This window comes from Labrenzia sp. ATLA3, assembly GCF_057180185.1.
Genome location: NZ_JBXUKV010000003.1, coordinates 298,874 through 320,632, shown reverse-complemented (window position 1 = coordinate 320,632; position 21,759 = coordinate 298,874). Strand labels below are relative to the sequence as shown.

General features: G+C 59.4%; 20 protein-coding genes and 1 tRNA gene. 6 read left to right on the top strand and 15 right to left on the bottom strand.

Going from position 1 to position 21,759, the window contains the following annotated elements; genetic code table 11:
* Nucleotides 1-86: 86 nt before the first annotated feature.
* The 6 genes from AC2A6O_RS09445 to AC2A6O_RS09420 form a co-directional block, all read right to left on the bottom strand.
* A complete protein-coding gene (locus tag AC2A6O_RS09445) occupies nt 87-1,691 on the bottom strand; it encodes a HoxN/HupN/NixA family nickel/cobalt transporter (RefSeq protein ID WP_498926590.1) in 1,605 nt (534 codons plus the stop codon).
* A 58-nt stretch (nt 1,692-1,749) separates the two neighbouring features.
* On the bottom strand, nt 1,750-2,070 hold the full coding sequence (locus AC2A6O_RS09440) for a hypothetical protein (protein ID WP_498926589.1): 321 nt from the start codon (nt 2,068-2,070) through the stop codon (nt 1,750-1,752).
* Nucleotides 2,071-2,095: 25 nt separating this feature from the next.
* Nucleotides 2,096-3,703: an amidohydrolase family protein gene (locus tag AC2A6O_RS09435; protein WP_498926588.1), complete on the bottom strand. Its 1,608-nt coding sequence runs from the start codon at nt 3,701-3,703 to the stop codon at nt 2,096-2,098.
* A 610-nt stretch (nt 3,704-4,313) separates the two neighbouring features.
* Nucleotides 4,314-5,483 (bottom strand): alpha/beta hydrolase, encoded by a 1,170-nt coding sequence (locus AC2A6O_RS09430; protein ID WP_498926587.1) that lies wholly within the window; start codon nt 5,481-5,483, stop codon nt 4,314-4,316.
* 462 nt (nt 5,484-5,945) lie between these two features.
* A complete protein-coding gene (locus tag AC2A6O_RS09425; protein WP_498926586.1) occupies nt 5,946-6,719 on the bottom strand; it encodes a nucleotidyltransferase domain-containing protein in 774 nt (257 codons plus the stop codon).
* A gap of 145 nt (nt 6,720-6,864) precedes the next feature.
* A complete protein-coding gene (locus AC2A6O_RS09420; RefSeq protein WP_498926585.1) occupies nt 6,865-7,764 on the bottom strand; it encodes a LysR family transcriptional regulator in 900 nt (299 codons plus the stop codon).
* Nucleotides 7,765-7,862: 98 nt separating this feature from the next.
* On the opposite strand from AC2A6O_RS09420, the gene AC2A6O_RS09415 reads away from it, so the two are divergent.
* Nucleotides 7,863-8,717, top strand: a complete 855-nt coding sequence (locus AC2A6O_RS09415) for a Rossmann-fold NAD(P)-binding domain-containing protein (protein WP_498926584.1) — start codon at nt 7,863-7,865, stop codon at nt 8,715-8,717.
* 23 nt (nt 8,718-8,740) lie between these two features.
* On the opposite strand, the gene AC2A6O_RS09410 is transcribed toward AC2A6O_RS09415, so the two are convergent.
* Nucleotides 8,741-10,468: a tetratricopeptide repeat protein gene (locus tag AC2A6O_RS09410; RefSeq protein ID WP_498926583.1), complete on the bottom strand. Its 1,728-nt coding sequence runs from the start codon at nt 10,466-10,468 to the stop codon at nt 8,741-8,743.
* Nucleotides 10,469-10,943: 475 nt separating this feature from the next.
* Between AC2A6O_RS09410 and AC2A6O_RS09405 the strand changes: the two genes are divergently transcribed.
* On the top strand, nt 10,944-12,416 hold the full coding sequence (locus AC2A6O_RS09405; RefSeq protein ID WP_498926582.1) for a DUF1254 domain-containing protein: 1,473 nt from the start codon (nt 10,944-10,946) through the stop codon (nt 12,414-12,416).
* A 97-nt stretch (nt 12,417-12,513) separates the two neighbouring features.
* Here AC2A6O_RS09405 and AC2A6O_RS09400 read toward each other — a convergent pair whose 3' ends face one another.
* The 3 genes from AC2A6O_RS09400 to AC2A6O_RS09390 form a co-directional block, all read right to left on the bottom strand.
* Nucleotides 12,514-13,230 (bottom strand): N-acyl homoserine lactonase family protein, encoded by a 717-nt coding sequence (locus AC2A6O_RS09400; protein WP_498926581.1) that lies wholly within the window; start codon nt 13,228-13,230, stop codon nt 12,514-12,516.
* An 80-nt stretch (nt 13,231-13,310) separates the two neighbouring features.
* Nucleotides 13,311-14,126, bottom strand: a complete 816-nt coding sequence (locus AC2A6O_RS09395; RefSeq protein ID WP_498926580.1) for an AraC family transcriptional regulator — start codon at nt 14,124-14,126, stop codon at nt 13,311-13,313.
* A 51-nt stretch (nt 14,127-14,177) separates the two neighbouring features.
* On the bottom strand, nt 14,178-14,396 hold the full coding sequence (locus AC2A6O_RS09390) for a hypothetical protein (protein WP_498926579.1): 219 nt from the start codon (nt 14,394-14,396) through the stop codon (nt 14,178-14,180).
* A 43-nt stretch (nt 14,397-14,439) separates the two neighbouring features.
* Between AC2A6O_RS09390 and AC2A6O_RS09385 the strand changes: the two genes are divergently transcribed.
* Nucleotides 14,440-14,922: a GNAT family N-acetyltransferase gene (locus AC2A6O_RS09385; RefSeq protein ID WP_498926578.1), complete on the top strand. Its 483-nt coding sequence runs from the start codon at nt 14,440-14,442 to the stop codon at nt 14,920-14,922.
* An 82-nt stretch (nt 14,923-15,004) separates the two neighbouring features.
* On the opposite strand, the gene AC2A6O_RS09380 is transcribed toward AC2A6O_RS09385, so the two are convergent.
* Nucleotides 15,005-15,652, bottom strand: coding sequence for a pyridoxamine 5'-phosphate oxidase family protein (locus tag AC2A6O_RS09380; protein ID WP_498926577.1), 648 nt, complete (start codon nt 15,650-15,652; stop codon nt 15,005-15,007).
* A 304-nt stretch (nt 15,653-15,956) separates the two neighbouring features.
* The gene (locus tag AC2A6O_RS09375) at nt 15,957-16,802 is read right to left on the bottom strand and encodes an SMP-30/gluconolactonase/LRE family protein (protein WP_498926576.1); all 846 of its coding nucleotides are present in this window, start codon (nt 16,800-16,802) and stop codon (nt 15,957-15,959) included.
* A 119-nt stretch (nt 16,803-16,921) separates the two neighbouring features.
* Between AC2A6O_RS09375 and AC2A6O_RS09370 the strand changes: the two genes are divergently transcribed.
* Nucleotides 16,922-17,662 (top strand): helix-turn-helix domain-containing protein, encoded by a 741-nt coding sequence (locus AC2A6O_RS09370; protein WP_498926575.1) that lies wholly within the window; start codon nt 16,922-16,924, stop codon nt 17,660-17,662.
* 6 nt (nt 17,663-17,668) lie between these two features.
* Here the strand turns inward: AC2A6O_RS09370 and AC2A6O_RS09365 are convergent, their stop codons facing one another.
* Together AC2A6O_RS09365 and AC2A6O_RS09360 are read right to left on the bottom strand one after the other, a co-directional pair.
* The gene (locus tag AC2A6O_RS09365) at nt 17,669-19,234 is read right to left on the bottom strand and encodes a CYTH and CHAD domain-containing protein (protein WP_498926574.1); all 1,566 of its coding nucleotides are present in this window, start codon (nt 19,232-19,234) and stop codon (nt 17,669-17,671) included.
* A 145-nt stretch (nt 19,235-19,379) separates the two neighbouring features.
* Nucleotides 19,380-19,874: a cupin domain-containing protein gene (locus AC2A6O_RS09360; RefSeq protein ID WP_498926573.1), complete on the bottom strand. Its 495-nt coding sequence runs from the start codon at nt 19,872-19,874 to the stop codon at nt 19,380-19,382.
* 255 nt (nt 19,875-20,129) lie between these two features.
* Here AC2A6O_RS09360 and AC2A6O_RS09355 point away from each other — a divergent pair.
* Nucleotides 20,130-20,214, top strand: a tRNA-Leu gene (locus tag AC2A6O_RS09355).
* Between the two features lie 78 nt (nt 20,215-20,292).
* Here AC2A6O_RS09355 and AC2A6O_RS09350 read toward each other — a convergent pair.
* Entirely contained in the window at nt 20,293-20,970 is a 678-nt protein-coding gene (locus AC2A6O_RS09350) for a hypothetical protein (protein ID WP_498926572.1), read from the bottom strand.
* A 200-nt stretch (nt 20,971-21,170) separates the two neighbouring features.
* Here AC2A6O_RS09350 and AC2A6O_RS09345 point away from each other — a divergent pair, with 200 nt between their 5' ends.
* Nucleotides 21,171-21,749 (top strand): YqaA family protein, encoded by a 579-nt coding sequence (locus tag AC2A6O_RS09345; protein WP_148583730.1) that lies wholly within the window; start codon nt 21,171-21,173, stop codon nt 21,747-21,749.
* Nucleotides 21,750-21,759 lie beyond the last annotated feature (10 nt).

Genomic DNA, 21,759 nt, shown 5'->3' with positions numbered 1-21,759 from the left:
CATTCTGCCTGTGCAGCGCAATGGTTCGTACTCGACCCTACTCCGCCATTGGCATCTACGATGGGCCAACGGCTGGTATTTACGTACTATTCTTCGTGCCCCTCCTGCGCCACCGTCCGGAGCGGCGGGGCGATTGCCGCTTGCAGCCCGCTTTGCGCAGCTGGCGTCTGCACGAACGTCACGACGAAAAGCGTGGCTCCGATAGCAAGCACGCAGGCCGCCCCGGCGATGCGTGCACCCGCCTCGAAGCGGACCCGCTGTTCCGGGGTCACCGCGACGCGCGCCTCGGTCCAGTTGCGCCCGAGGATCGACGCCACCCCGATGGCGGTCATGGCGATCGCCATCCCCGCCGAGATCGCGACCACCATCATCACCGCCGGAACGAGCAGATCATTGGCCAGGCCGAAGAGCATGACGATCAGCGCGCCGGTACAGGGCACCACGCCAACAGCGGCAGCGATCCACCCACCGCCTTTCGAACCGGCATTTGCAGCGGCGCAGGCAGTGCAGCCAGCATGGGCGTCGTGATGATGGTGGTGGTGGTGGTGAGCGTGGTCCTGGGCCGCGCGCTGTGCCCGGACGGCGGCGAGAGCGCGCCAGAGCATCACTGCGCCAATGGCGACGATTAGCGCGTAGCTGCCGAGCCGGATCAGCCGGTAGTCCGACGGCGCCGCGCCAGTCGCCTTGCGGACTGCAAAATCAAGCAGGAAGACCACGACCACCGCGGACAACACGTGCATCACCGCGATCCGCACCCCCATCGAGACGCCGCGGCTCAAGCTGCCTCCGGTTCCGACGAAGTAAGAAATGACGACGGCCTTGCCGTGGCCTGGACCCAGCGTGTGGATCGCGCCGTAGGCGAAGGCGATCAGCAGCGCAAGGCCGATGGTTCCGACGGACCGGCCCTGCGCCATGTTCGCCATCGCGGTCGTGAAGATGCCGGTGATCCACGCCTGCGCGGCCGCGAACCAGGACAGATCGTCGTCCGCCGACGCGCCGGCAACCACCTCACCGGGCGTGCCGTCGATGACGGCCTGCTCCATCGCGTAGGAGGTGGCGACGCGCTTCGTTCCGTCGACCAGGAACAAGTCGTACTCGGCCGGCCGATGTGTGAGGCGGCCTTCGAGGCGGATCGGCGTGAACATACTGTGCGCCTCCAAGCCGTCGGGGTAGTCGACATGGACGATCTGATTGGCCGGTGGCGACGGCGTGTGGACGCAGGCGCCGACCCACGGCACCAGCAGGAACTCGACCACTCGCCCCTCCTGCGTCCGTAAGGGCAGGGTGTAGCCGTCCATTACCACGACCTTGTCCAGATGGGTTGTCGTGGCGCCGAGGACCGCCTCTTCCCGTCGCTGCATGATGAGCGCGCGCTGGACGAAGAGGGCCGCGATATCGAGGCCCGCGGCCTCAAGCCGAAGCCGCGCTGCGGCCGCCCGTTCCTCCAGGGCGGTGTCGCGGAGCCCACTTGCGGCGGCCAGGTCGGCGCGGGCGATCATGCTGAGATCGTCGATCTGCTCGAACGGCATCTCATCGAAAGGGTTTTCGTAGGGCTCGATGGAGGGTGCCAGCGACCCCCACGACGCGAACTGCGCCGCCAGCGCGGGACCCGCCAGCGCGAGGAGCAGGAGCGGCACCGACAGCAACGCGGCGATGCGCCAGCCCGATGCAAACACTACTCCGCGCATCATAGCGTGTCCTTGTAGTTAACACCGTCCTTCATGATCAGGTCGATGGTGTCGGCGTCCATCAGCAGCCGGATGTCCCACGTCGGGTCTCGTCGATCAGCAGGAAATCGCCGTGCGGATACGGCTCCTTCCAGCCGGCGAGCTTTAGGATCCCGCCGTTGTTGCCGGTCACCTGCTGCATTTGTTCGCTCGGCGAGAAGACGTCGTTGCGATCGCCGAATTTCTGCCGGAAGTTCTGGAACGTGTCGTCGCCGAAGAACACGTTTGTCCCCCAGAAGATCATGACGCTGTACTGTTTCGCCAAGGGCATCGCCTGCGGCGCGCCCTCGGCGACCTGCCGGTTCTCTTCCTGCCAGATCGGATCCTGGAACACCGGGTTCATTGAGTTCCCGTCTGGCGTTTGCATTCTATTCCTCGCGCCCCTTTGGCGTGCGCCGGATCGGCTGTCCCGGCAGGACATCGGTAACGATCTCACCGTCCTTCAAGATGAAGACGCCATTTACGAGGGTGTGATGGAAGCCGTCGTTGAGCGCTGCGACATCGTCCCAGGTGGCGTTGGCCTTTACGGTCTTCGGGTCAAAAACCGTGATGTCCGCGTCCATGCCGACTTGCAGGCGCCCCTTGGTGTTGAACTGGGGAACGTGTGAACCCAGCGCCTTGGCGGGAACAATCGAGGAGTTGGCGATCGCTTGCATCAGGGTCAGCGCACCCTGCTCTCGCACCCATTTTCCCAGGATGATTGCGTGGGTGCTGGTGGTTCGCGGCTGGCCGCTGGCATCCTCTGGCAAAGGCCAGACATCAATCCCGGACCCCAGGCCCAGTTTGTCCGCGCCCTCGGGTTTGCCCTCCCACGCGATGGGCGTTCCGTCGGCGGCCGGGATGGTCCCGGGGAAGGTCACTGCGGCGCGCATCGCGGCCAGGCCCTCGTCCGTGCTCTCGTCGATGTACTCCATTTGCACGAACTCAGTGGGATTTTCCTTCTGGTACCTCTGGAAGTCGGCCTTGTCCTTGAAAGTGTAGTGGGGCGTCTTTTCGGTGCGAATCTCGTCCCATTTGAAGCCGATGCGCTCATTGGAGTTTTCCCATTGCAGGTAGTCGGCCATTATCGGCGGAGCGGTGACGCCGAAGGGATAGACCTCGGTGGTGAGCCTGAGCCCGGCCTTGCGACCGGCGTCGATGACGTCGAGCATCATGTAGGGGTCGCTGAGGCCGAGCAGTTGGATGTGACAGAGAATGGCGTGGGCGCCCGATGCGGCGGCCATGCCCAGCATCTCGTTCATGGCTTCAACCGAGCTGTTCGGATCCAGCATGGACTGATAGCGCACATGGACCGAAACCGGCACGTTGTTGGCCTCCGCGATCTTCCACAGCTTGATCGACTCCTTCACGCCGGCACCGCTGCCGTAGGCGGGGGGGAAGCCGACCGCGAGGGCCCCATCATCAATATCCTTCTGGATCAGCTCCAGGATCTGCTTTTCCTGCAAGGGATCTGCGACCGTCGTGCCCCATCCTCCGCCGGCGAAGAAAGCCTCCTCCAGGCCTTCGAAGGTCGCCTCGCCATCGAAGCCCCCCATGACCTCGGCCCGCCGCATGGGCCAGCTGGCGGCGTAGCCGTAGTTGATCGGGTGGCCGCCGCGCTTTTCAATGATGTCGTACGCCTGGGCCACGGGACTGCGGCCGAACTCCAACTCCATGTGGGTTGTGGTGCCGTCCTGCGCCGCGAGTCGGCCATCGGCAATGTCGAGGCTGTGCTGATGGGTGTCGATGAAGCCCGGCGAAACCACAAGCCCATTCACATCGATGATTTCCGTGCCAGAGAGTTCGTCCTTGGTCACTGCGGCGATCTTGCCGCCCTTGATGCCCACATTCATGACCGCATCGAGCGAAGTCTCCGGGTCCATGACCCGCCCACCCTTCAGCACAACGTCATAGTCCTGGGCGTGGGCTTCAACCGCTCCGACCAGCGCCAGAGCCATAAGCATCGTCAGCACTTTGCTCATGAATAGCTTTCTCATCTCATGGCTCCTTTGTTGGTTGGTCGTCCGCTCATCGGGTTGGACCGCCGACGGTCAGGCTGTAGCCCCGGCACGATTGGTGCACGTCCGTTCAGGCCTACCTTGTCAGCAACGGGGACCGCTTTGAATAACAACTAAGGTGAAAATCATCCGATGTCGGTCCCCCCTCCAAAAACAAGGTGAAAAGCTTCCTGTCGGAGTGAAGACAAGAGGGCAACGCAGCGCAACGGTGGCGAGATGGCTGGCAGGAAAGAAAGGTCGCCGCCGCTTGCAAGCGGCTTCCATCCGGGGAATGCGGGATGAAAAAGAACATAGACTGACCAAAGGGAATGGCAGGCCCGTACGTCTTCGAAGACCTGCGTCTGGCATGGCATTCTTTCCGTATGCCCTTGTTGCATGACTGGTCATCCGGTTGAAACCTGGCGATCTGGCGCTGCGTTACGTGTAAGCCAACGGCCCGGAAACGATCATCGTCAGGATCGGGCCCACGCCATTGAAGTCGAGCTGCCGAGGCATACGCTTGCCCGGGGCTGCGAGACTTCAGAAGACAAGTCAGTGAACGGCTTGGGAAGCCCGCACCAGAGATCTGGCTACTTCGCCCTGGATCAGGTCAAGGTATGCCAGCGGACCGCGTTCGCCCGCCAAAGATGGCAATCGGAACATTTGCGATGCCCTGGATCACCTGCGCTGGCCGGTTCGGCTGGGTTGAACTGGTCTCAAAGTGGCCGTCCGCCTCCAGATGGGCCCCAATCAGCTGAACCACTTCGGGAACCTCTGCAAACTTTGTGTGATGGATGCTTGACGTATCCTTGACCTGGCTCAGGTCGACGACGGTCACACCGAGGTCTGCCAGACGTTCCGGGTCTGCATCCCCGACCCGGGAAACACCGCCGGCGAGGAACCTTGAGATCCCGAGCGCCTTGTCGTTTTCAGAGATCAAGACATAAACGTGTCTCTTGGAGCGCGGAATGCTTTTTAGCTGGGCCTCGAACAAGTCGATGTCGATGTCTGGAGAGGCCAGGATCACATTTCGTATCTTGCGACTGGCATTGAGTTCGCCAAGAAGTGCACCCTGACGCACGGCTTCCATGGTCAGGAGATTTCCCATGGAATGCGCAACAAGATCCACCCCTGCCGGCGAGGCCTCTAGAAGCACTCGGGCGGCTTCGATCAACTGGTCACGGGCGATCAGCGAACTGTTGAGGTCGTAGACATAGTCGAAGGTCTTGCCGCGCGATGCCCAGCTGAAGACAATAGGGATGCCGGTAAATCCGGTGTCATGCGCGAACTGTGCCGTCCGCAGTACCGCGTCGGTGAGCGTCGTGTTGAAGCCATGTACAAATAAAAGAATGTCCCTCTCACCTCGCGGTTTTGCCCTCAGATCTCCTCGAAGCTCTGCAACAAAGCCATACTGGTTGGGAAAGACAACCGGGTCTACGATGGTAAAGTCGGTGCGTGGGTTGGGCGGCAGGGTCCTTGCCCTTTCGATCTGCCCCACCTTGTGGTTCGGCGGAATGGTGACCCGAACCTTCGCCATATTCAGCGTCGAGCTGCGATCACCGGAAAACAGTAGCGCCGGATCATCGGAGAACTTGCGTGCTGTCAGGATGTAAATTTCTTCTTGCACGAGACCGGGAATTGGCGTTTGCAAATCGAGATCGGCGGAGAGGCCAATGATCGCTGCCGATGGCCCCGCGCACGCTGTCAGCCAAGCCGCCATCACGGAAACCAAGGTGAGTTTCAGCCGCGAAAGCGTGCCTGCTTCTGACAGCTTGTTCAACCTGATGCCCACAATTTTACGCCTCTCGAATTGAGTGGCAATTTAGATTGCCCGGGCCTCGAAACACAAGGCGCCAAAAGAACGCTACAATTAGAAAGAGGCGTGCGCCAATGGGATCAACAACCTTCCCGTTCCGCCCCTTTCCGGTCATTCGTATCGACCGCAGCGAAAGTCTGCTTGCCGCCCTCGATAGACATTCGCACGTCATGCAACGAATGGCAGCTTCGCAGGTTGGGCTTAGATCTTGCAAACGACCGAAACGGAGACGTTTTGCAGTTGTCAGCCTGGCGATGCTGAAAGTCATCCATGGTGTTTTCGTTGGTGCGTCGGGGCTGCTGGTAGGCGGTCGGGTTCGGGTGGTCAGGTCACTTGAGCGGGCATTTGTTGGTATTTACTCCCTGGAGGCGTGTCAGGGTGTCGCTCGTGAATGTCGCGGGTTAGGGTGGCCATGGGGCAGCGCAGTTATTGAGGGGAATTATCGACGGCGTTGCTCATCCAGTTCACGAAGGCTTCCAGGCGTTCTGCGAAACACTCGGGCATTGCATCGGGCTCTTGAGCCTGCTTCAGAAAGTAATGCAACTCATCGCCATGCGTCGGGAACAGGCGCTGAAGTCTGCTGACATGTTCTTCAAGCGTGTCTGGCCAGTCGTGGTCGGTTTCCTTCCGCAGCATATTGGTTGACCGTATCAACTTGCGGGACGCTTCTCTCATCAGGCGCCAGCGGTCGGATGCTGATGCGGGTGCCAAAAGCAATCTTCGGTACTTTTCCAGCACCTCCTGAAAGTCGCCATTCACCGCGATTGCGAGCGTCCGGGACGGGCGGAACAACGGTACGCCTTCCGCCAGGTCTACGCCTGCGATGCAGCGGCAGTGATGTCTGAGCCAATAGCGCCATGCCAGACCTGACTTCGCCGACAACACATCCTGCAGCAGACCGATGTCGAAATCGACTTTGCTGACGATCGGGTGAGCCGCTTCAAGTTCACGCCGCGTGGATTCGATACGTTTGCTGTCGCGCTCCGATGGCAGGCCGTTCAGGATCAGAGACAAGTCCAGATCGGAGCGCCCGACAACGGCTTTTCCGGTAGCAACGCTTCCATAGACATAGACGCTGTGGATCAACGGGACTGTTGATGGGCAAAGGCGGGACTGGACGTCCTGCATCAAGGGGCTGAATTCATCCTGAAAAGGATGCGTTTCCACCACATCAATGAAGCCATGCCGGTCTACGCTCATCGCATGCCCACCTTTCTGACATGGTGCTTGGCTGACCTGCCTTGCACATCAGCTGGCGTCATTCGTGCATCAGCCAACCGCTGAGAGGCGAACGGATCGGCGCCAATCAATCGCATGCTGACGTTGGCAGAAGACCCCGGAAGTTTCATCCGGGCTGATCGGGTGTTAGCCGTTCCGCCAGAATGTTCCATACGCGTTTTACCCTTGGTGTCTTGTGGAGCGCTTCATGAGCTGCGAGCCAGATGGGGAGGGTTGGAAGATCAGGCTGAAAGGGCAGCCTTTGGACCGTCGGGTCCGCGTCTCCGATGACCGTTTGCATGGCGCCGATGCCGCATCCCGCGCGAACGAGTTCCCAGTATGTGGACTGTTGATCGCAGCGGACGCCAAAAAAATGCCTGTCCAACCTGAGGCCCAGGTTGCGCATTTGCTGCAGGATCATATCGGAACGATCAAACCCCACAAAGGGGATGGTTGTCAGCTCCTCAAGGGTTTCCGGGGTGCCATGTCGATCAAGGACACTGTGGGCGGCGTAAAGCGCTATGGGCTGGTCGGCGATTTTCCGGGCCACAACGTCCAGCTGGGTAGGCCGGAACATGCGGACTGCAATGTCGGCCTCGCGGAACATCAGGTTTTCGGTGGTGTCGGAAGGGACCAGCTCGATTTCGATGTCCGGCTCCCTGCGTCGTATCTCGGCGATGATCGGGGGCAGCAGGTACTGTGAGACGACGACACTTGCCGTTATGCGCACAGTGCCGGCAACGGCGGCGTCCCGACCCGCGGCCTGCGTGGTCAGACGCGCATAAGCGTGTGCCATCTCACGGGCAGGCTCCAGCAGCGACAGCCCGGCTTCCGTCAGTTGAAGACCGCCAGCGCTTCGAACGAAGAGATCCGTGCCAAGCGCCATCTCGACAGCCTTGATATGGCGCCCAAGTGTTGGCTGGCTCTGACCGGTTTTTCTTGCCGCCGCTGACAGGGAGCCGGTCTCGGCCACCGCGAGCAACGATCGGATATAGCTCCAGTCAAGAGTTTCTGTCAGCAGGGTCATTCAATAATGAATAGCTTATATGGAAATTTGTGCAATTCCATTTCATTTATGACTATCTAGCTTGTTGCCCAGTCATTCAACACCGGCTGGAGAAACACATGTCTGGAACTGTATTGATATTGGGCGCATCCGGAAAATTCGGGCGGCATAGTGCTTTGGCGTTTGAAGAGGCCGGGTGGACCGTCAAACGGTTTCGGCGCGGCAAGGACAGTCTGGTGGATGCCGCGCAAGGATGCGACGTCATCCTCAACGGGTTCAATCCGCCCAATTACCACGACTGGAAAACGATCTTGCCGCAAATCACCCGGGAGGTGATCGGGGCTGCACGGGCAAGCGGCGCGGCCGTTATCCTGCCGGGAAATGTCTACCATTTCGGGGATCAGGGTGGTGTCTGGTCGGCGCGCACGCCGGCCAATCCCGTCAGCCGGAAAGGGCAGATAAGGCTGACCATGGAGCGGGACTACGCACAAAGCGGTGTTCAAACCATCGTGCTGCGCGCGGGAAATGCAATCGACCCCGACCGACAGGGATGCGTCATGTCGCTGATCTATCTGAGAGAGATTGCGAAAAACAGAATTACGCTCCCCGGCCCGGCGGAGACACGGCAAGCGCTGTGCTTTGTGCCGGACTGGGCTCGTGCCGCGGTTGCCCTGGCGGGAAAGCGTCACGAGTTGTCGCAGTTCGAGGATATTCCGTTTGAAGGCCATACGCTGACGGCACAGGAGATCAAGTCCGGCCTTGAACGTATTTTGCAACGTGACCTGCAATTTGTCCGGTTTCCGTGGTGGATGTTTTCATTGACCGCGCCTTTTTGGGAACTGGCGCGGGAACTGAAAGAGATGCGGTATCTCTGGAATACGGATCACGCGCTGTGCGGGGAGCGGTTGCAAGAGGTGTTGCCGGATTTCAGCGTTACGCCTCTGGATGACGTGTTGCGAAGCTCGCTTCCATAGTCAGGCGGATAGGTGCTCTTCGTTTATGGGTCCACACCCTGCTGAGCGTCAGGTGGCGGTGGTATGTCCGCGCCGGCCTTGCGCAGGCCGTCTACGATGTGCAGTTGATCTTTGCGGCGAATGTTTCTGATCGAAAGTTCCTGCCACACATTTGGAATGAACGCGGGCGCCATACGCTTGAATTTGGCAAGGGCCGCTTCGGCGTCGTCAATACGGCCCATTTGGGCGTAGGTGATTGCGGCAATCCCGTAATAGGTCGGTACCTGGGTTGCGTCGGAGCGTTCAATGGCATTGGCGGCGCAGGAATAGTCTTCCTGCATGTAGCAAATGATGGCGAGATTTCCCTGATAGAAACTGTCTCTGCCGGGATTGAGAAGCGAAGCGCGCTCAATCAGGTCCCGCCCGCGTTCCATTTGCCCCGACAGTCCGAAGAGTTGCCCAATCTGACCGAGCATGTCGCTGTCATTGGGATTGAGCGCAACCGCCTGTTCAGCAAAGCCATAGGCCTCATTCGGGTTGCCGGTGAAAAAGAGTGTTGTTGCGAGCGCCTGCAACGCCCGGACGTTTTCAGGATCGGTGCTTACGGCGCGCCGGGCAGCCTCGACCGCCCTTTTTTCGGCGCCTGGGCGCTGGGTGAACCCATGCCTGACCTCATCGATATAAATATGTGCGAGCAACGCCCATGCGGTTGCGTAGAGCGGGAATTGGCTGACCGTGCTTTCGAGGCACTCTCGCAACTCGCCGTGGGTCTCAGGTTCCGGTCTGTCTCGGTAATTGTAGTAGCGGAGACTGCAATAATATGCCTGCAGATCGTCCGGTGGCCGGTCTCGCCACAGGCCGGCTTCTTCGCTGAAAACAATGCCATGCGGCTGCGCGATGGCACCGGCAACGGCACCAGCGGTTTCGGTGGGAATTTCGAACAAGGCCTCGGCGGTCAGCTCATATTCATAGGTCCGGGACCAGATGACCGCTTTGGTCGCGGTGCCTATCAGGCGGACGCTCACCCGAACGCTTTTGGTGTCTGTCCTTGCGCTTCCTTCAATCAGATAGTCGGCGTGCAGGCTCTTGCGCAGGCTATCGACGTCTTCGTTCGCGACAGATCTCGATGTCTGGACACCGAAGACAGCAATCTCCTTGAAGTGTGAAAGGGCTCCGACAAGTTCATCGGTTATGGCTGCCGCATAGAGTTTCGAAGCATCGTTGTTGCCAATATCGGAAAATGGAAGCACCAGAACCTTTGGCCCGAGAGGCAACGAAGTGACACCAGTTTCCTCGCCAGTTGAATAATACCCCAGCCAAACGGCAAATGTACCCGCCAGGAAAACCAGCAGGACCAATAGCGAAATCACCCGGTATCTTGTGTTGGTTCCATTTGTTTTCTCGATGGAAACAGGTGTTTCTGTTGCCCGCTGGTAGCTGAAGGCCGGAACATAACTGCCTTTGGGAATTTCGATCAAAATCGGTTCGCTTCGGCCTGACAGCAGATAATAGCGCTCGAGCGCACGTCGTAACCTGGCGGCCTCGATGCGAACGACCGGGTCACTTTGAGGGTCGAAGGAATCGTCCCGGCCAAAGACGTCGACCGCCACCGTGAATGCCTTGATACCCTCTTCGCGGCCCGCAAGTGTTTCCTCGACGACGTAGCGGAGGAAATCCGCAACCCGGTCCGGAACGGTGAAGTCCGGGCTCTTCAGGATCTTGTCAATCGCAGATTGAATCTCTGCTGCTGAGGGGGAGTCACCAGTCTGCATTCAATCTCCTCCCACGCAAAGCCCTACCCGACGTGACGTTATCACGAGCTTGGTATTTATATCTACCTGCAGTAGTTGCACGTATCCGGTGATACTTTCGCGTAGGCTCCATGTAACCTCCCCTCCGACAGGTGTTTCAACAGCTTCGTATTCCCTAAGGTCAACCTCCAGGGGTTGAACATCTGGAAGGATGTCGGGGGGCAAAAAAGGCCGGGAGCGGCCTCGGAACGCTTCCCGTTTTGACAGGAGGAGTCGGCACAACCGGCGCACAACAACGAAGCGTTTCGCGGAATTCAGCAAGGGCCTCGCCGAGGCCAGCCAATACCCCCCCAAAAAAACACAGATCGGGCGAGCGCATGCTCGATGATGCCAGATCAAACGCCTGAGACGGCCGCGGCTCGCGTCAAAGGTGCGTTCCCAAGGAAGAGTGCCCCAGCACCTGGCCGGGTAGGCCGTGCAGTGAAAGGAGATAGTTATGCTCAATATTGGAAGATCGACACTTCACAGAGTTCGAAAACTCATCACGCCGGCGATCGTCGCGGCGTCGATGGCAACGTCCGCGGCTCATGCATTGACGCAAGATGAAGCCAATGCCATTGCGACGGAAGCCTACGTCTATTTCTATTCGCTTGTTACAATGGATCTGACCCGTCAGCAGCTTACCAATGTGCCAGCTGGCGGATCGTCCTATGGTGGTCCGCAAAACTGGTTCAACAATGTCCGGGCCTATCCTGCGGCGGAGGACAGATCTGTCGTCCGGCCGAACTTCGATACGCTCTATTCCAGCGCCTGGCTGGATGTCACCAAGGAACCGGTCGTTATTTCGGTGCCCAGCACCGACGGCCGCTATTACCTTCTTCCGATGCTCGACATGTGGACGAATGTTTTCGCCTCCCCCGGGTGGCGTACGACAGGGACGGAAGCCCAGACACTGTTGATCGCCCCGGAGGGTTGGAGGCCCGACCTGCGCGACAAGTTTGTCGAGGAATTCAAGCTGCCCAAGGACACGCAGCTGATAGAAGCGCCGACACCAATGGTCTGGATGATCGGACGCATCAAGACGGACGGTCCGTCCGACTACGCGGCAGTCAACAAGATCCAGGACGGTCTCAAGATCGCGCCGCTGTCGAAGTGGGGCCAGGATCTGAAAGTCCCCGAAGTTACCGTCAATCCGGACATCGACATGAAGACGCCGCCGAAAGAGCAGGTCGATTCAATGACAGGTGGCGATTACTTCATGCATGCAGCGGAGCTTTTGAAAACAATCCCGCCGCATGACACTGACCAGCCAATTCTCGCACGGATGAAACAGCTTGGCATCGAGCGCGGCAAGAGCTTCAATTACGATGAAGCCGACCCGGTCGTCAAAACGGCGGTCGAACGTGCCCCCAAGGCTGCACAGGAGCTGATGGCATGGAAGCTGCCGAGACTGGCCAAGATCGTCAATTACTGGTCGATGAACACCGATACGATGGGCGTTTACGGCAACTACTATCTGAAGCGGGCAATTGTCACGCAAGTCGGACTGGGGGCCAACCAGCCGCAGGATGCGATCTATCCGCTGAACCTTGCGGACAGCGAGGGAAAGCTGCTTGATGGCACCAACAACTATGTCCTTCATTTCGACAAGTCTGAAATCCCGCCGACGAATGGATTCTGGTCGGTGACGCTCTATGACAAACAGGGCTTTCAGGTTGCCAATAGTCTGAACCGTTTCGCTGTTTCGAGCTGGATGCCCTTTGCCTACAATGCCGACGGCTCGCTGGACCTCTACTTCCAGAATGAAAGCCCCGGCAAGGACAAGGAAGCCAATTGGCTGCCGGCACCGAAGGGACCGTTCAATCTGACCATGCGGCTCTATGCGCCGAAGTCACCTGCGCTCACGGGCAAATGGAATCCGCCCGCAGTCGAGAAGAAGAGCCCGCTGCCGCATCTTGTCGCGCAATAAGAGGGTTTGTCCCGACGCGCGCGTTGAGACCGCAAGACGCAAGACAAGTGGGCGGCGGTGCCGCCCATCTGTCGGAACACGGACACTGGTATCTGCATCACTCGTAAAACAAGGGTGAGTGCCGCAGGGAGGGCCATTGCTGAGCGTCATGTCCGTAGACCACAAACGCCACGCCCTCGCGGTTAGCAATATCGGACAGCTTCCGGGTGCTTTGTCTGATGGACCGTTCGTCATCCATATCGGTGATGTACATTTGCCGCGTTGCCGCGTCCGCCATTGATTGGTGCATGACGGCATCGGCGGCAAGCAAGACGCCGCCCGTCTGCGGAAGATGAACCAGCACCGACTGATGACCGGGAACATGTCCGCTCGTTTCCAGCAGATCCACGCCCGGCACAAGTTCGCTATCGCCTTCGACGAGACGATATCGAAGCGATGGGTGATCCCACGCGGCGCGGTTGGCTGCAAACCGGGGGTGACCCCCTTTGGCCATTTCGTAATGGTGTCGCTGAATGATGCATTCGGCACCTGCAAATAGATCGTGGTTGCCGGAATGGTCGTCATCGAGGTGGGTACAGACGAGATAGTCAATGTCGGCAGGCTGAAGCCCGATGGCTGCGAGGCGGGCGACCACCGTATCTTCCGGCCGCATTTCGACGGCAAGCCCGGGTGGATTTCGTGGCGCTTCGACGAAGGAGCGGGGCCAGCCGGTATCGATCAGGATGTTGATGCCATCCGTTGTCTGGATAAGGTATCCCGGAACGGGTATGTCGCCGGGCTGCATTGTGCCCAGGTGAAGCAGATAAAGACGCATGGTCTGTTGGGTCTCCATTCGAAAAACCTGACCATTCCCTGAAAGTGGCTATCGGTCTTGAACGAATGGGACAATCGTCGTCACAAGTAGTAGGCGACTTCGGGCGTGGAGCCATTTGCATCGAAGTGGTTGGCCAGCGGCGTGCGCGGGGCATGCGCGTAGGCCCCCGGTGTTGTGCCCAACCGCCGTCGCCAGCTTCTTATCTGGTGCGCCTGGTCGCTAAAGCCCTCAACAGGCTCACCGCGGCCGGATTGAACGCTCTGCAAGCTGCTGTGCAATCGTTCCAGGTCCGCGAGTTCCTTTGGACTCACTCCAAGATGCCGGTGAAAAAGACGATGCAGTTGCCGGCGGCTGAGCTGGGCAGTCTCTGCGGCTGTTTCGACAGTTCCGCCACGGCGCAGGATTGAGTGCGCCGCGGCGATGCGGTCGATGTCCGGAACAGGCCGTATCCTGTTCATTCTGGAAACGAACCACTGATCCAGGAAAGGGGCAATCCGGCGAGGTCTCTGCTCCATGCCAATGCCATTTTTCAGAGATTGGATGGTTGCATCGCCGGTCAGCGAAGCAAGATCGACCAGCATGCCGGCAGTGCCCGGTCCTGTGTGGGGAAACAGCCTGACAAGCCCGGGAATCGTCAGCATCACCATGACGAAATAGGTGTCTGAGCCCGAATGCCAGCCACGGCGTTGCGACTGCAAGCCAAGAAGGGACACGCCCGGCACTGGTTCGCCGCTTTCCGCGGCGTTGGGACGGCCGATGTTGACCGATAGCACCGTCAGGGGGACAGGACTTGTGCGGATAAGCTGGCCTGCGTGTTCGCCGGGCAGGTCTTCGACGAACCAGTAGGCCCTGACCAGCCCGGTAAGCTCAGGAGCAGGAGAAAGGATTTGAAACATGAAATTTTCGTGCTTCCAGCTGCAGACCTGATCATGATGGACCTTTTGCTGTTACCTCAAAAGCTTTTTGTGGCTGCATTTGCTGCCTCCGGTAACGAAATCGCTTTCCATCGAAATCACTGGACATTCGGTCACCGCGATGCCGGTGGAATGGGCCCGCTCCATGGTGGCATCGTGCAACGGCAAGGCGTCGTTCGGCTCACGACGTCTGCGATTGCCGTTCCAGTCTTCGGCTGTATAAACGGTGCCTGCCGGTTCGGGAGGGCTCATGGTCTGCACCGCCGGTGTGCCGGTCCCCTTGTCGAGGTTTCGGATGTCCCGCAATACCACCCGAATTGAAGCTGCATCTGACGCGGATGCGGACAGGCTTGCCGACCTGCGCGTCGAGGCGATGCGGCCCAGCCTGGAAGCCGTGGGCCGGTTTGATCCCAGGCGGGCACGGGAGCGGTTTCTGGACAGCTTTGTTGCCGCCGATACCAGTATCCTTATCGAGGAAGAAGGCATTGCCGGCTTCTTTGTCATTCGCAGGCGGCCCGACCATTTTTATCTCGATCATCTCTATGTCCACCCGGCCTTTCAGGGGCGGGGGATCGGTCGCCGCGTCATCGAGGATCTGAAGGCCGAGGCGGTTTCGGCGGAACTGCCGGTTCGCCTGATGGCCCTGAAGGGCAGCCCGGCGAACGCGTTTTACCTGTCCTGCGGGTTCCAGGTCGTCTCGCAGGATGCGTTGGACACGGTCTACGCCTGGGCTCCAGATGACGAGCCGGATCGAACCTCTGTGGAAGACCGCGATTGAAGCGGCATTGGCCTGAAACAAAGGCGCCAGACGGGAAGCGGTGCTGTCGGTCTGCCATTGGCGATGGCTGGGCGGATGCCCCTCAGTAAAGGGTCTTCCGGTAGGTTTCTTCCAGCTCGGCATCCAGTTTTTGCATTTCCGAGTCATTCGGAGCCCCGGTCGTCTGATCCAGAATGATCCTGGAAAGCGACGGCATCTCGCTGCGATCCTGAAAATGCTCCGGATCCCAGAGGTGGGAGCGCCGGAAGGCCTTGGCGCAATGCAGGAAGACCTCGCTTACCGAGACGACAATGGCAAGTTTGGGCGCCCGGTCCCTGACACTCATGATTTTCAGCAGATCCGGATCGGAGACCAAGGTGGCCGTGCCGTTGACGCGCAAGGTCTCGTCAAATCCGGGTACGAGGAACAAGAGACCGACATTCGGATTGGCAACGATATTGGCCAGACTGTCCAGGCGGTTGTTTCCCGGTCGGTCGGGGATGGCGAGCGTTTGCGGGTCGAGAACCTTGACGAAGCCCGCAGGATCGCCGCGCGGGCTGACATCTGCCTTGCCGTCTGCGTTCTGGGTGCCGAGGCACAGAAAAGGTGAGCGCTTGATGAAATCCTGTGCATGCCTATCCAGTGCGCTCAGACACTTTTTTGCAGCCAGCGGCGATAGCTCGGAAAATTGGCTCCGGAGCGTTCGTTCATCTGAAATGACGAACTCCGGGTTGATCTTGTAGGCTCCCATCATGCGTTCCCTTGGCGTTCTTCCCTTATCCGGCCCTCTCTCCGATCCGAGGCCGCCTCCAGCAGCAGGCCCTTGCGTCCGGTTCCCGGTCGTTGAGCCGGTCACGCGTGAAGGTAACATGAAATGAGGTGCGCACATCATTTTTGTGGGAAGGGCATTTGAGAGCGATTGTCCGGTGCTCCTTCCGTGCAGGATCGCATGCTGTTTCGGCGGGAAATACACTTCAGGCTGGGCATGTGCTGCCCAGCCGTCGTTCGTGGGGATTTGGCGCCCTGTGATCGTCTGTTGCCGAGGCAACTGGCGTCTAGTCCAGCGTTAGCGCTTCAATCTTTCCTTCCAGCATATGCGGCAGATAGAGCACGCCATTGCGTGCGGAGATATCGGCAAGGCCTGCTGGTTCATTCAGGATCTCGGTTGTCGCTCCATCCGTCCCGATCTCGAAGACCTTGCCGGTGATCCAGTCATTGAGGACGAGTTTGCCGTTCAGCCGCGTGATGCCATCAATGTTGCCGACCTCCTGCGCCACGACGCTGATGGATTTTGTGGCCGGGTCGATGGCGAGCAGGCTGCCGGGAGCTTCGGTGGTGAAGTCATCCTTGAGGCCCTTGCCCCAGGTCCCGACAAGCAGGCGGTCGTCATCCCAGTAGAGGCCATTGGGGTGGTTGAGAACCGGGCTTTCCAGCCATTTTTCGAAAGTGCCGTTCGCATAGCGCCAGATCGTGTTCGTCATCATGTCGGAGACGTAGATCTCGCTGCCATTGGTGGTGACATCGTTCAGAAAAACCGCGCCCTTGGCAGGAAGGGATTGCAACAAGTCGCCAGTGCCGGCATCGACAACGCGCAGGCTGGTGAGATCGGCCGCGAAGACCTTGCCGCCCATCAGCGCCAGGCCCTTGGGGGCGTCCATGCCGGTTGCCCAATTGGCGTCGATGAGCTTTCCACCAGTGGACAGAAGCGCCAGGTGGCCATTGCCATCGACCGCGTTCGGAGCGCCGTTCATGACGCTGACAATCAACCGATCAGTCGTGAGATCGTAAGCAACTGATTCCGGCATATCGAACCCGTCCGTCGACCAGAGCGAACCAGCCACGGAAGGCAGCGTGGAGAGGCTGAGCAGGAGCGCGGCGGCGAGGTGTTTCAGAGGCTGCATGGGATGTCCTTTCAAACAGTTGAACTGGACTTTCCATGCAACTTTCGAACTTTTCTTGCAATTGATCATGATATGGTATCAAAAAACGATGCCAAGGCTGTCATTTCGGGATCAATATCATGCGTGGAGATACATTCAAGATTTTGCAGGGCGTTCTGAAAGCGCGCGGCATGACCTATGCGGATCTGGCAAGGCGGATGAATATTTCGGAGCCGACGGTCAAACGGATCTTTGCCGGGCACGACTGCAAGCTGAGCCGGCTTTTGGAGATCTGCGACATTCTGGAGGTGCCGCTGTCGGATGTGTTGCACCGGGCGGCACGAAACTCCGAAGAAGCAAGCGTGCTGCCGGTAGCAACGGAAGCGCGGCTCGCTGCCGACCCATCGCTGTTCTATCTGTTCATCCTGCTGCGAGAGCCGATCCCTCAAGGGGAAATCCAACGTCGTTTCGATCTTTCAGGGGAGGACATGTTCCGTATGGGCCGGTCGCTGGAAGCGCTGGGCCTGGTGGAAGTGCACCCTGGCAACCACATCAAGGTCTTGCACAAGGAACCGCTCAGGTTCCGCCCGGACGGACCGCTGATCCCGCTCTTGAAGGAAATCAACACGCGGTTTCTGGGGCAGGTGATCGCCAATCCGGGCGGCAACCAGTCGCTGTTCTTCACGCTCTCTCGCCGCATGCTGCCGGACACGGGGGCCTTTATCCTGCGAGAGATCGAAACCCTGAAGGAGACGATTGCCGAGCTGGCCCGTCAGGACCAGCTGGTCTCGCGCGAGGAAGATCTGACCACCTTCAAGCTGACGGGAGCCTTCGCGCCGGTTTCCTTTCCGGACATTCTGACGATCGAACCTGCCGGGTGATTTGCATCAGGTCCAGAACTTCGGTGTTTCGCGGGTTGCTTCCCAATAGCCTCTGGCGTGTTGCCACATGGCCTGGCACTGGGCGTCGTGCCAGCCGATGACAAAGCCGATGGCCTGGTTTGTCGCGAGGGCGTTTGCCCCGGTGACCTTGCATTTCACCGGCAATTGTTCGGCCATCGCGACGTCGTTGAGATAGCCGAAAATATCCTGCAGCTTCTTCATCCGCTTCAGGAAAGGCTTCACCTTGTCTTTCGGATAAAGGCACCCGAAGAATTCGATGCCGTAGCGCATCTTCTTCATGGCCTTGCGCATTTCGTGTCGTTCTGGAACGGTGAGCTCTTCCAGGCGCTTGCCGTATTTCAGCACCTTCTTCCACTGTTTGGCGAGGGCATCACCGGCGTGGGTCTCGACAGGCTGGGCGAGAAGCTGCGTCTGGCCGAAATTTTCCGGGTCCAGCCAGCCGCGTCCTTCCGTATAGGCGGCAAGGTCCAGCAGGAAGCCGTTGACCTCGTCCGATTTCAGGTGATCGGTCAGCGTTGTGCGGGTGTTCTGGTCCCGGGACGCGTTGAGGTTTTCCAGAAGGGCGTCGAAGGACAAGGTTGCCGGGGCTTTCGAGACCAGCGGCATCACGATCTCATCCACCAGAACGTCAAGATCGCGCAGGGAGCCGGCTTCGGTGGCAATGATCTTCGCCATCCGGTCGAGCGGTGCCATGGTCGCCGGGTTGAGGATCGGCCGGAACAGGCGGAACGCACTGCGCAGTCGGCGCAGGCCCACCCGGAGCTGGTGCGGGCCTTCCGGTTCCTCCGACGACAGAACGGCGAGCCGGTTCTCGGAAATCTGCGTCAGGCAGGAGCGCAGCACGTCGCGAAAGGCGTGTTCGGTGGTGATGCCGCTCGAGAAGGCGATGTCTTCTGCGAAATAAGGAGCCCGTTCCGCCGGCGCGGTGCCTTCGGCAAAACGATAGCCGCGTTCCGCCTTGCTATAGGGCGAAAAGCGGAAGGGAATGTCCTTCAACAGGGCCTTGGCTGCCTCGAAAAGGGCAAGGCTCGGGCCGGACTTCAGCTCCATTTCCAGCTCGGTCAGCGGCTGGCTGCCGTTGCCGGCCAGAATATTGCCGCTGTCGAAGGCGAGTTCGATGAAGGTGCCGTCGCTGTCGCGCGTCAGGTTGCGTACAGTGCGTTTCATCACCGTTTCAAAGCATTCCGACAGGGGAGCGTCGCCGATGATTTCCAGCAGGCGGTCGTGAACGGACGGGTCCTCGATGACGGAAAAATCAAGCGCGCGACCCTTGACCGGGTGTTCGGCTTCCACCGGCGAGGACAGCCCGCCCATGACGCCGGTGCCGAGTTTGACTGTCTGAACCCAGCTGTTGCCGGATTTACGCACGCGCAGGGAAACCTTCGCCTTGCGCAGCGCCTGGTCCGGCGTGTCGAAATAGATTGACTGCAGCGTCTTGTTCACCGCCCGGCTGGCGGTAAATCCGTCGATGGATCCGGCCCGTTTCAAAGCGTCCTGGGCGCTCGTTTCCAGCTCGAGCTTGAGCTCGATTTCACGTCCTGATTTGCTCATGCTGAATTACTAGCCAAGCGGTTTCTGCTTGTCCAGAAAAAGCGCACAATTTGCGCTTTTGTTCGCTGGCTAACAAATGCAGGAGGATGGCAGCCAGCAGGCGGCTGCGGTCGCAAGCCTGGCTCTGGCGTGCGGTTCCTTCGGCTTACCCGAAAAGCTTTTGGCCGACGCCCTTCAGACGTTCCAGGATGCGGGACTGATAATGCAGATACCAGGGAACCGGCTTCTGGTTGAAGGCGAGCTTGCGGATATAGGTTGGCACTTCCCAAACAGCGGAGGTGCCCGCCGGGAAGAACAGGGTGACCCCGGGTTTGCCTTCATAGACGTGACCGGTGTCGTCCGTGATCCGGACTTCGCCCTCCAGGAACATCACCGACTCGTCCCAACCATAGTGCCAACGGAACTTGCCCGCCGTGCACGACCAGTGGCAGGCGTCGCCCCAACCGAACTTGTGTTTGGCCAGAACGGCGCACATGGCCTGGGGGGCGCCCTCAAGCACCCATTCAGGCCGGATCGGCGCCGGCATCAACTGCGATTTGTCGACAAAGGATTGCGTGAACACCTGCCCGTGCCGGGCGGCATCGTCCACTGCAGACGTCTTGGTGCGTTTTGTGTCATGAAGGCTGCCTGCAAGTGTCATCCGTGTCTCCTAAACTGTCTGACTGATCACTTGCGCGAGCAGCAGTTGCGAACAGCTTAAATATGCGCCGGAAGCCACGCTTTGAGAGCCTTGAGGCCGCGATTCTTCAGTCCAGGGTTAAGGCTGCGTGAAGCAGGTTTTTCAAATTTTATCGACTTCCAGGAGACCCACGATCAGAGGCGGTGGGCAGCAGCGCGCTGGAACCGCTTGCATCGGACAAAGCCTCATGATAGGCACCCTTCCCGATACCGGATCGCCCCCCTGGCGGAATTGGTAGACGCGCCGGATTCAAAATCCGGTTCCTTCGGGAGTGCCGGTTCGATTCCGGCGGGGGGCACCAAGGCAAGCGCTTTATGGTGCTGCTCAAACATGCCGGAACGGTTCGAGGCTCCGCCTCCCGCAGGCTTGCCCCCCTCAGCTACTTGAACGTCACCGTATCTAAGGCCAGCGAAGCGCTGGTCTGGTAGATGTCTTCCACTTTCTTGATGCGCCCCTGCCGGGGATGGCCGACCGCAATGCCGACGATGCCTCGCGCGCTGCCGGGTTTTGCCAGCGCGACGAGCCGTACGAGCAACCGGTCGCCATCCTTGTTGACGAAGTTGCCGACGATTTCGGATGCTGGCAGTTCGCCCAGTGTGATCTGGCGACGGACATTCAGCCGCGTATCGTCGGTGGTACCGAGCTTTTTCAACAGCTCAATGGCAACATAGTCGCCCACTTCGAGGCGCTTCTGCGGGTCATCGGTTTTCAACGTGTAGGTGACGATCTGCAGAGACGAATAGATGCGTTTGGTTTCGTCGTCGGTCGTGAAATAGATCTTGATCGGGCCGCCACCGGCAGGTTTCGCCTGGGCAAGGATTTGCTGTGCCTCACGGCGGGGTGCGGCCAGTCTGAAGGGGACGGGAACCTCGACGTCGTGTTTTACGGCGAAGGCCGCGTCGACCGTGTAGGTCGTCGACAGGGTGACGCCGTCAGCTTTGAAAGGTGTCAGCTTGACCGATCCTTCCAGTTCGACCTGCTGGGCGGCCGCCACGGCCGGAGCGCTCATCATGAGGGCCAATGCCAATTTGGCGATTTTCGCGGCTGTTCCTGTCATCTCCCCCTCACAGTGGCGTGCGGAACCTGATCAGGCTCCAATGCTAGCAGATGCGTTCGAAAAGTCTGCCTTGGGTGTCCGCGGCCAGTTTGCCAAGGTGTCAGCCTGTCATGGCAGTGCGGCCGCGCGGCGTCTTGCTGCTGATGGGTCTCGCATTTCCCTAGGTGACTTTTTGCGGCGCAGCGGCTAAGGGAAGCGCTATGATCAGACGCCTTTACGACTGGACCCTGTCCCTTGCCGCCGGACCGCGTGCGCCTGCCGCGCTCGGTACCGTATCCTTTGTCGAAAGCTCGGTGTTTCCGATCCCGCCGGACCTCCTGTTGATCCCCATGGTGATCGCCCGGCGCGAGAAAGCCTGGTGGTACGCGCTGTTGTGCACGGTGACATCGGTTGCCGGTGGTATCCTGGGGTATATGATCGGCCTGTTCCTGTTCGAGCAGGTGGCCGTGCCGATCCTGACCTTCTACGGCAAGATGGCGTTCGTCGACGAGTTCAAGGACATCTATCATCAGTACGGCTGGTGGTTCGTGTTCATCGCGGGGCTGACACCGTTCCCTTACAAGGTCATCACCATCGCCTCCGGGGCGCTGGGGCTCAGCCTGCCGGTGTTCATTGCCGCAAGTATCGTATCGCGGGGGATCCGCTTCTTCGTCGTTTCCGGATTGCTGTATCTGTTCGGCCCGCCGATCCGCGATTTCATCGAAAAGCGGCTCGGTCTCATGTTCACCATATTTGTGGTGCTGCTGATCGGCGGATTTGTTCTGCTTAGATATATCTGACAGTAAGAGG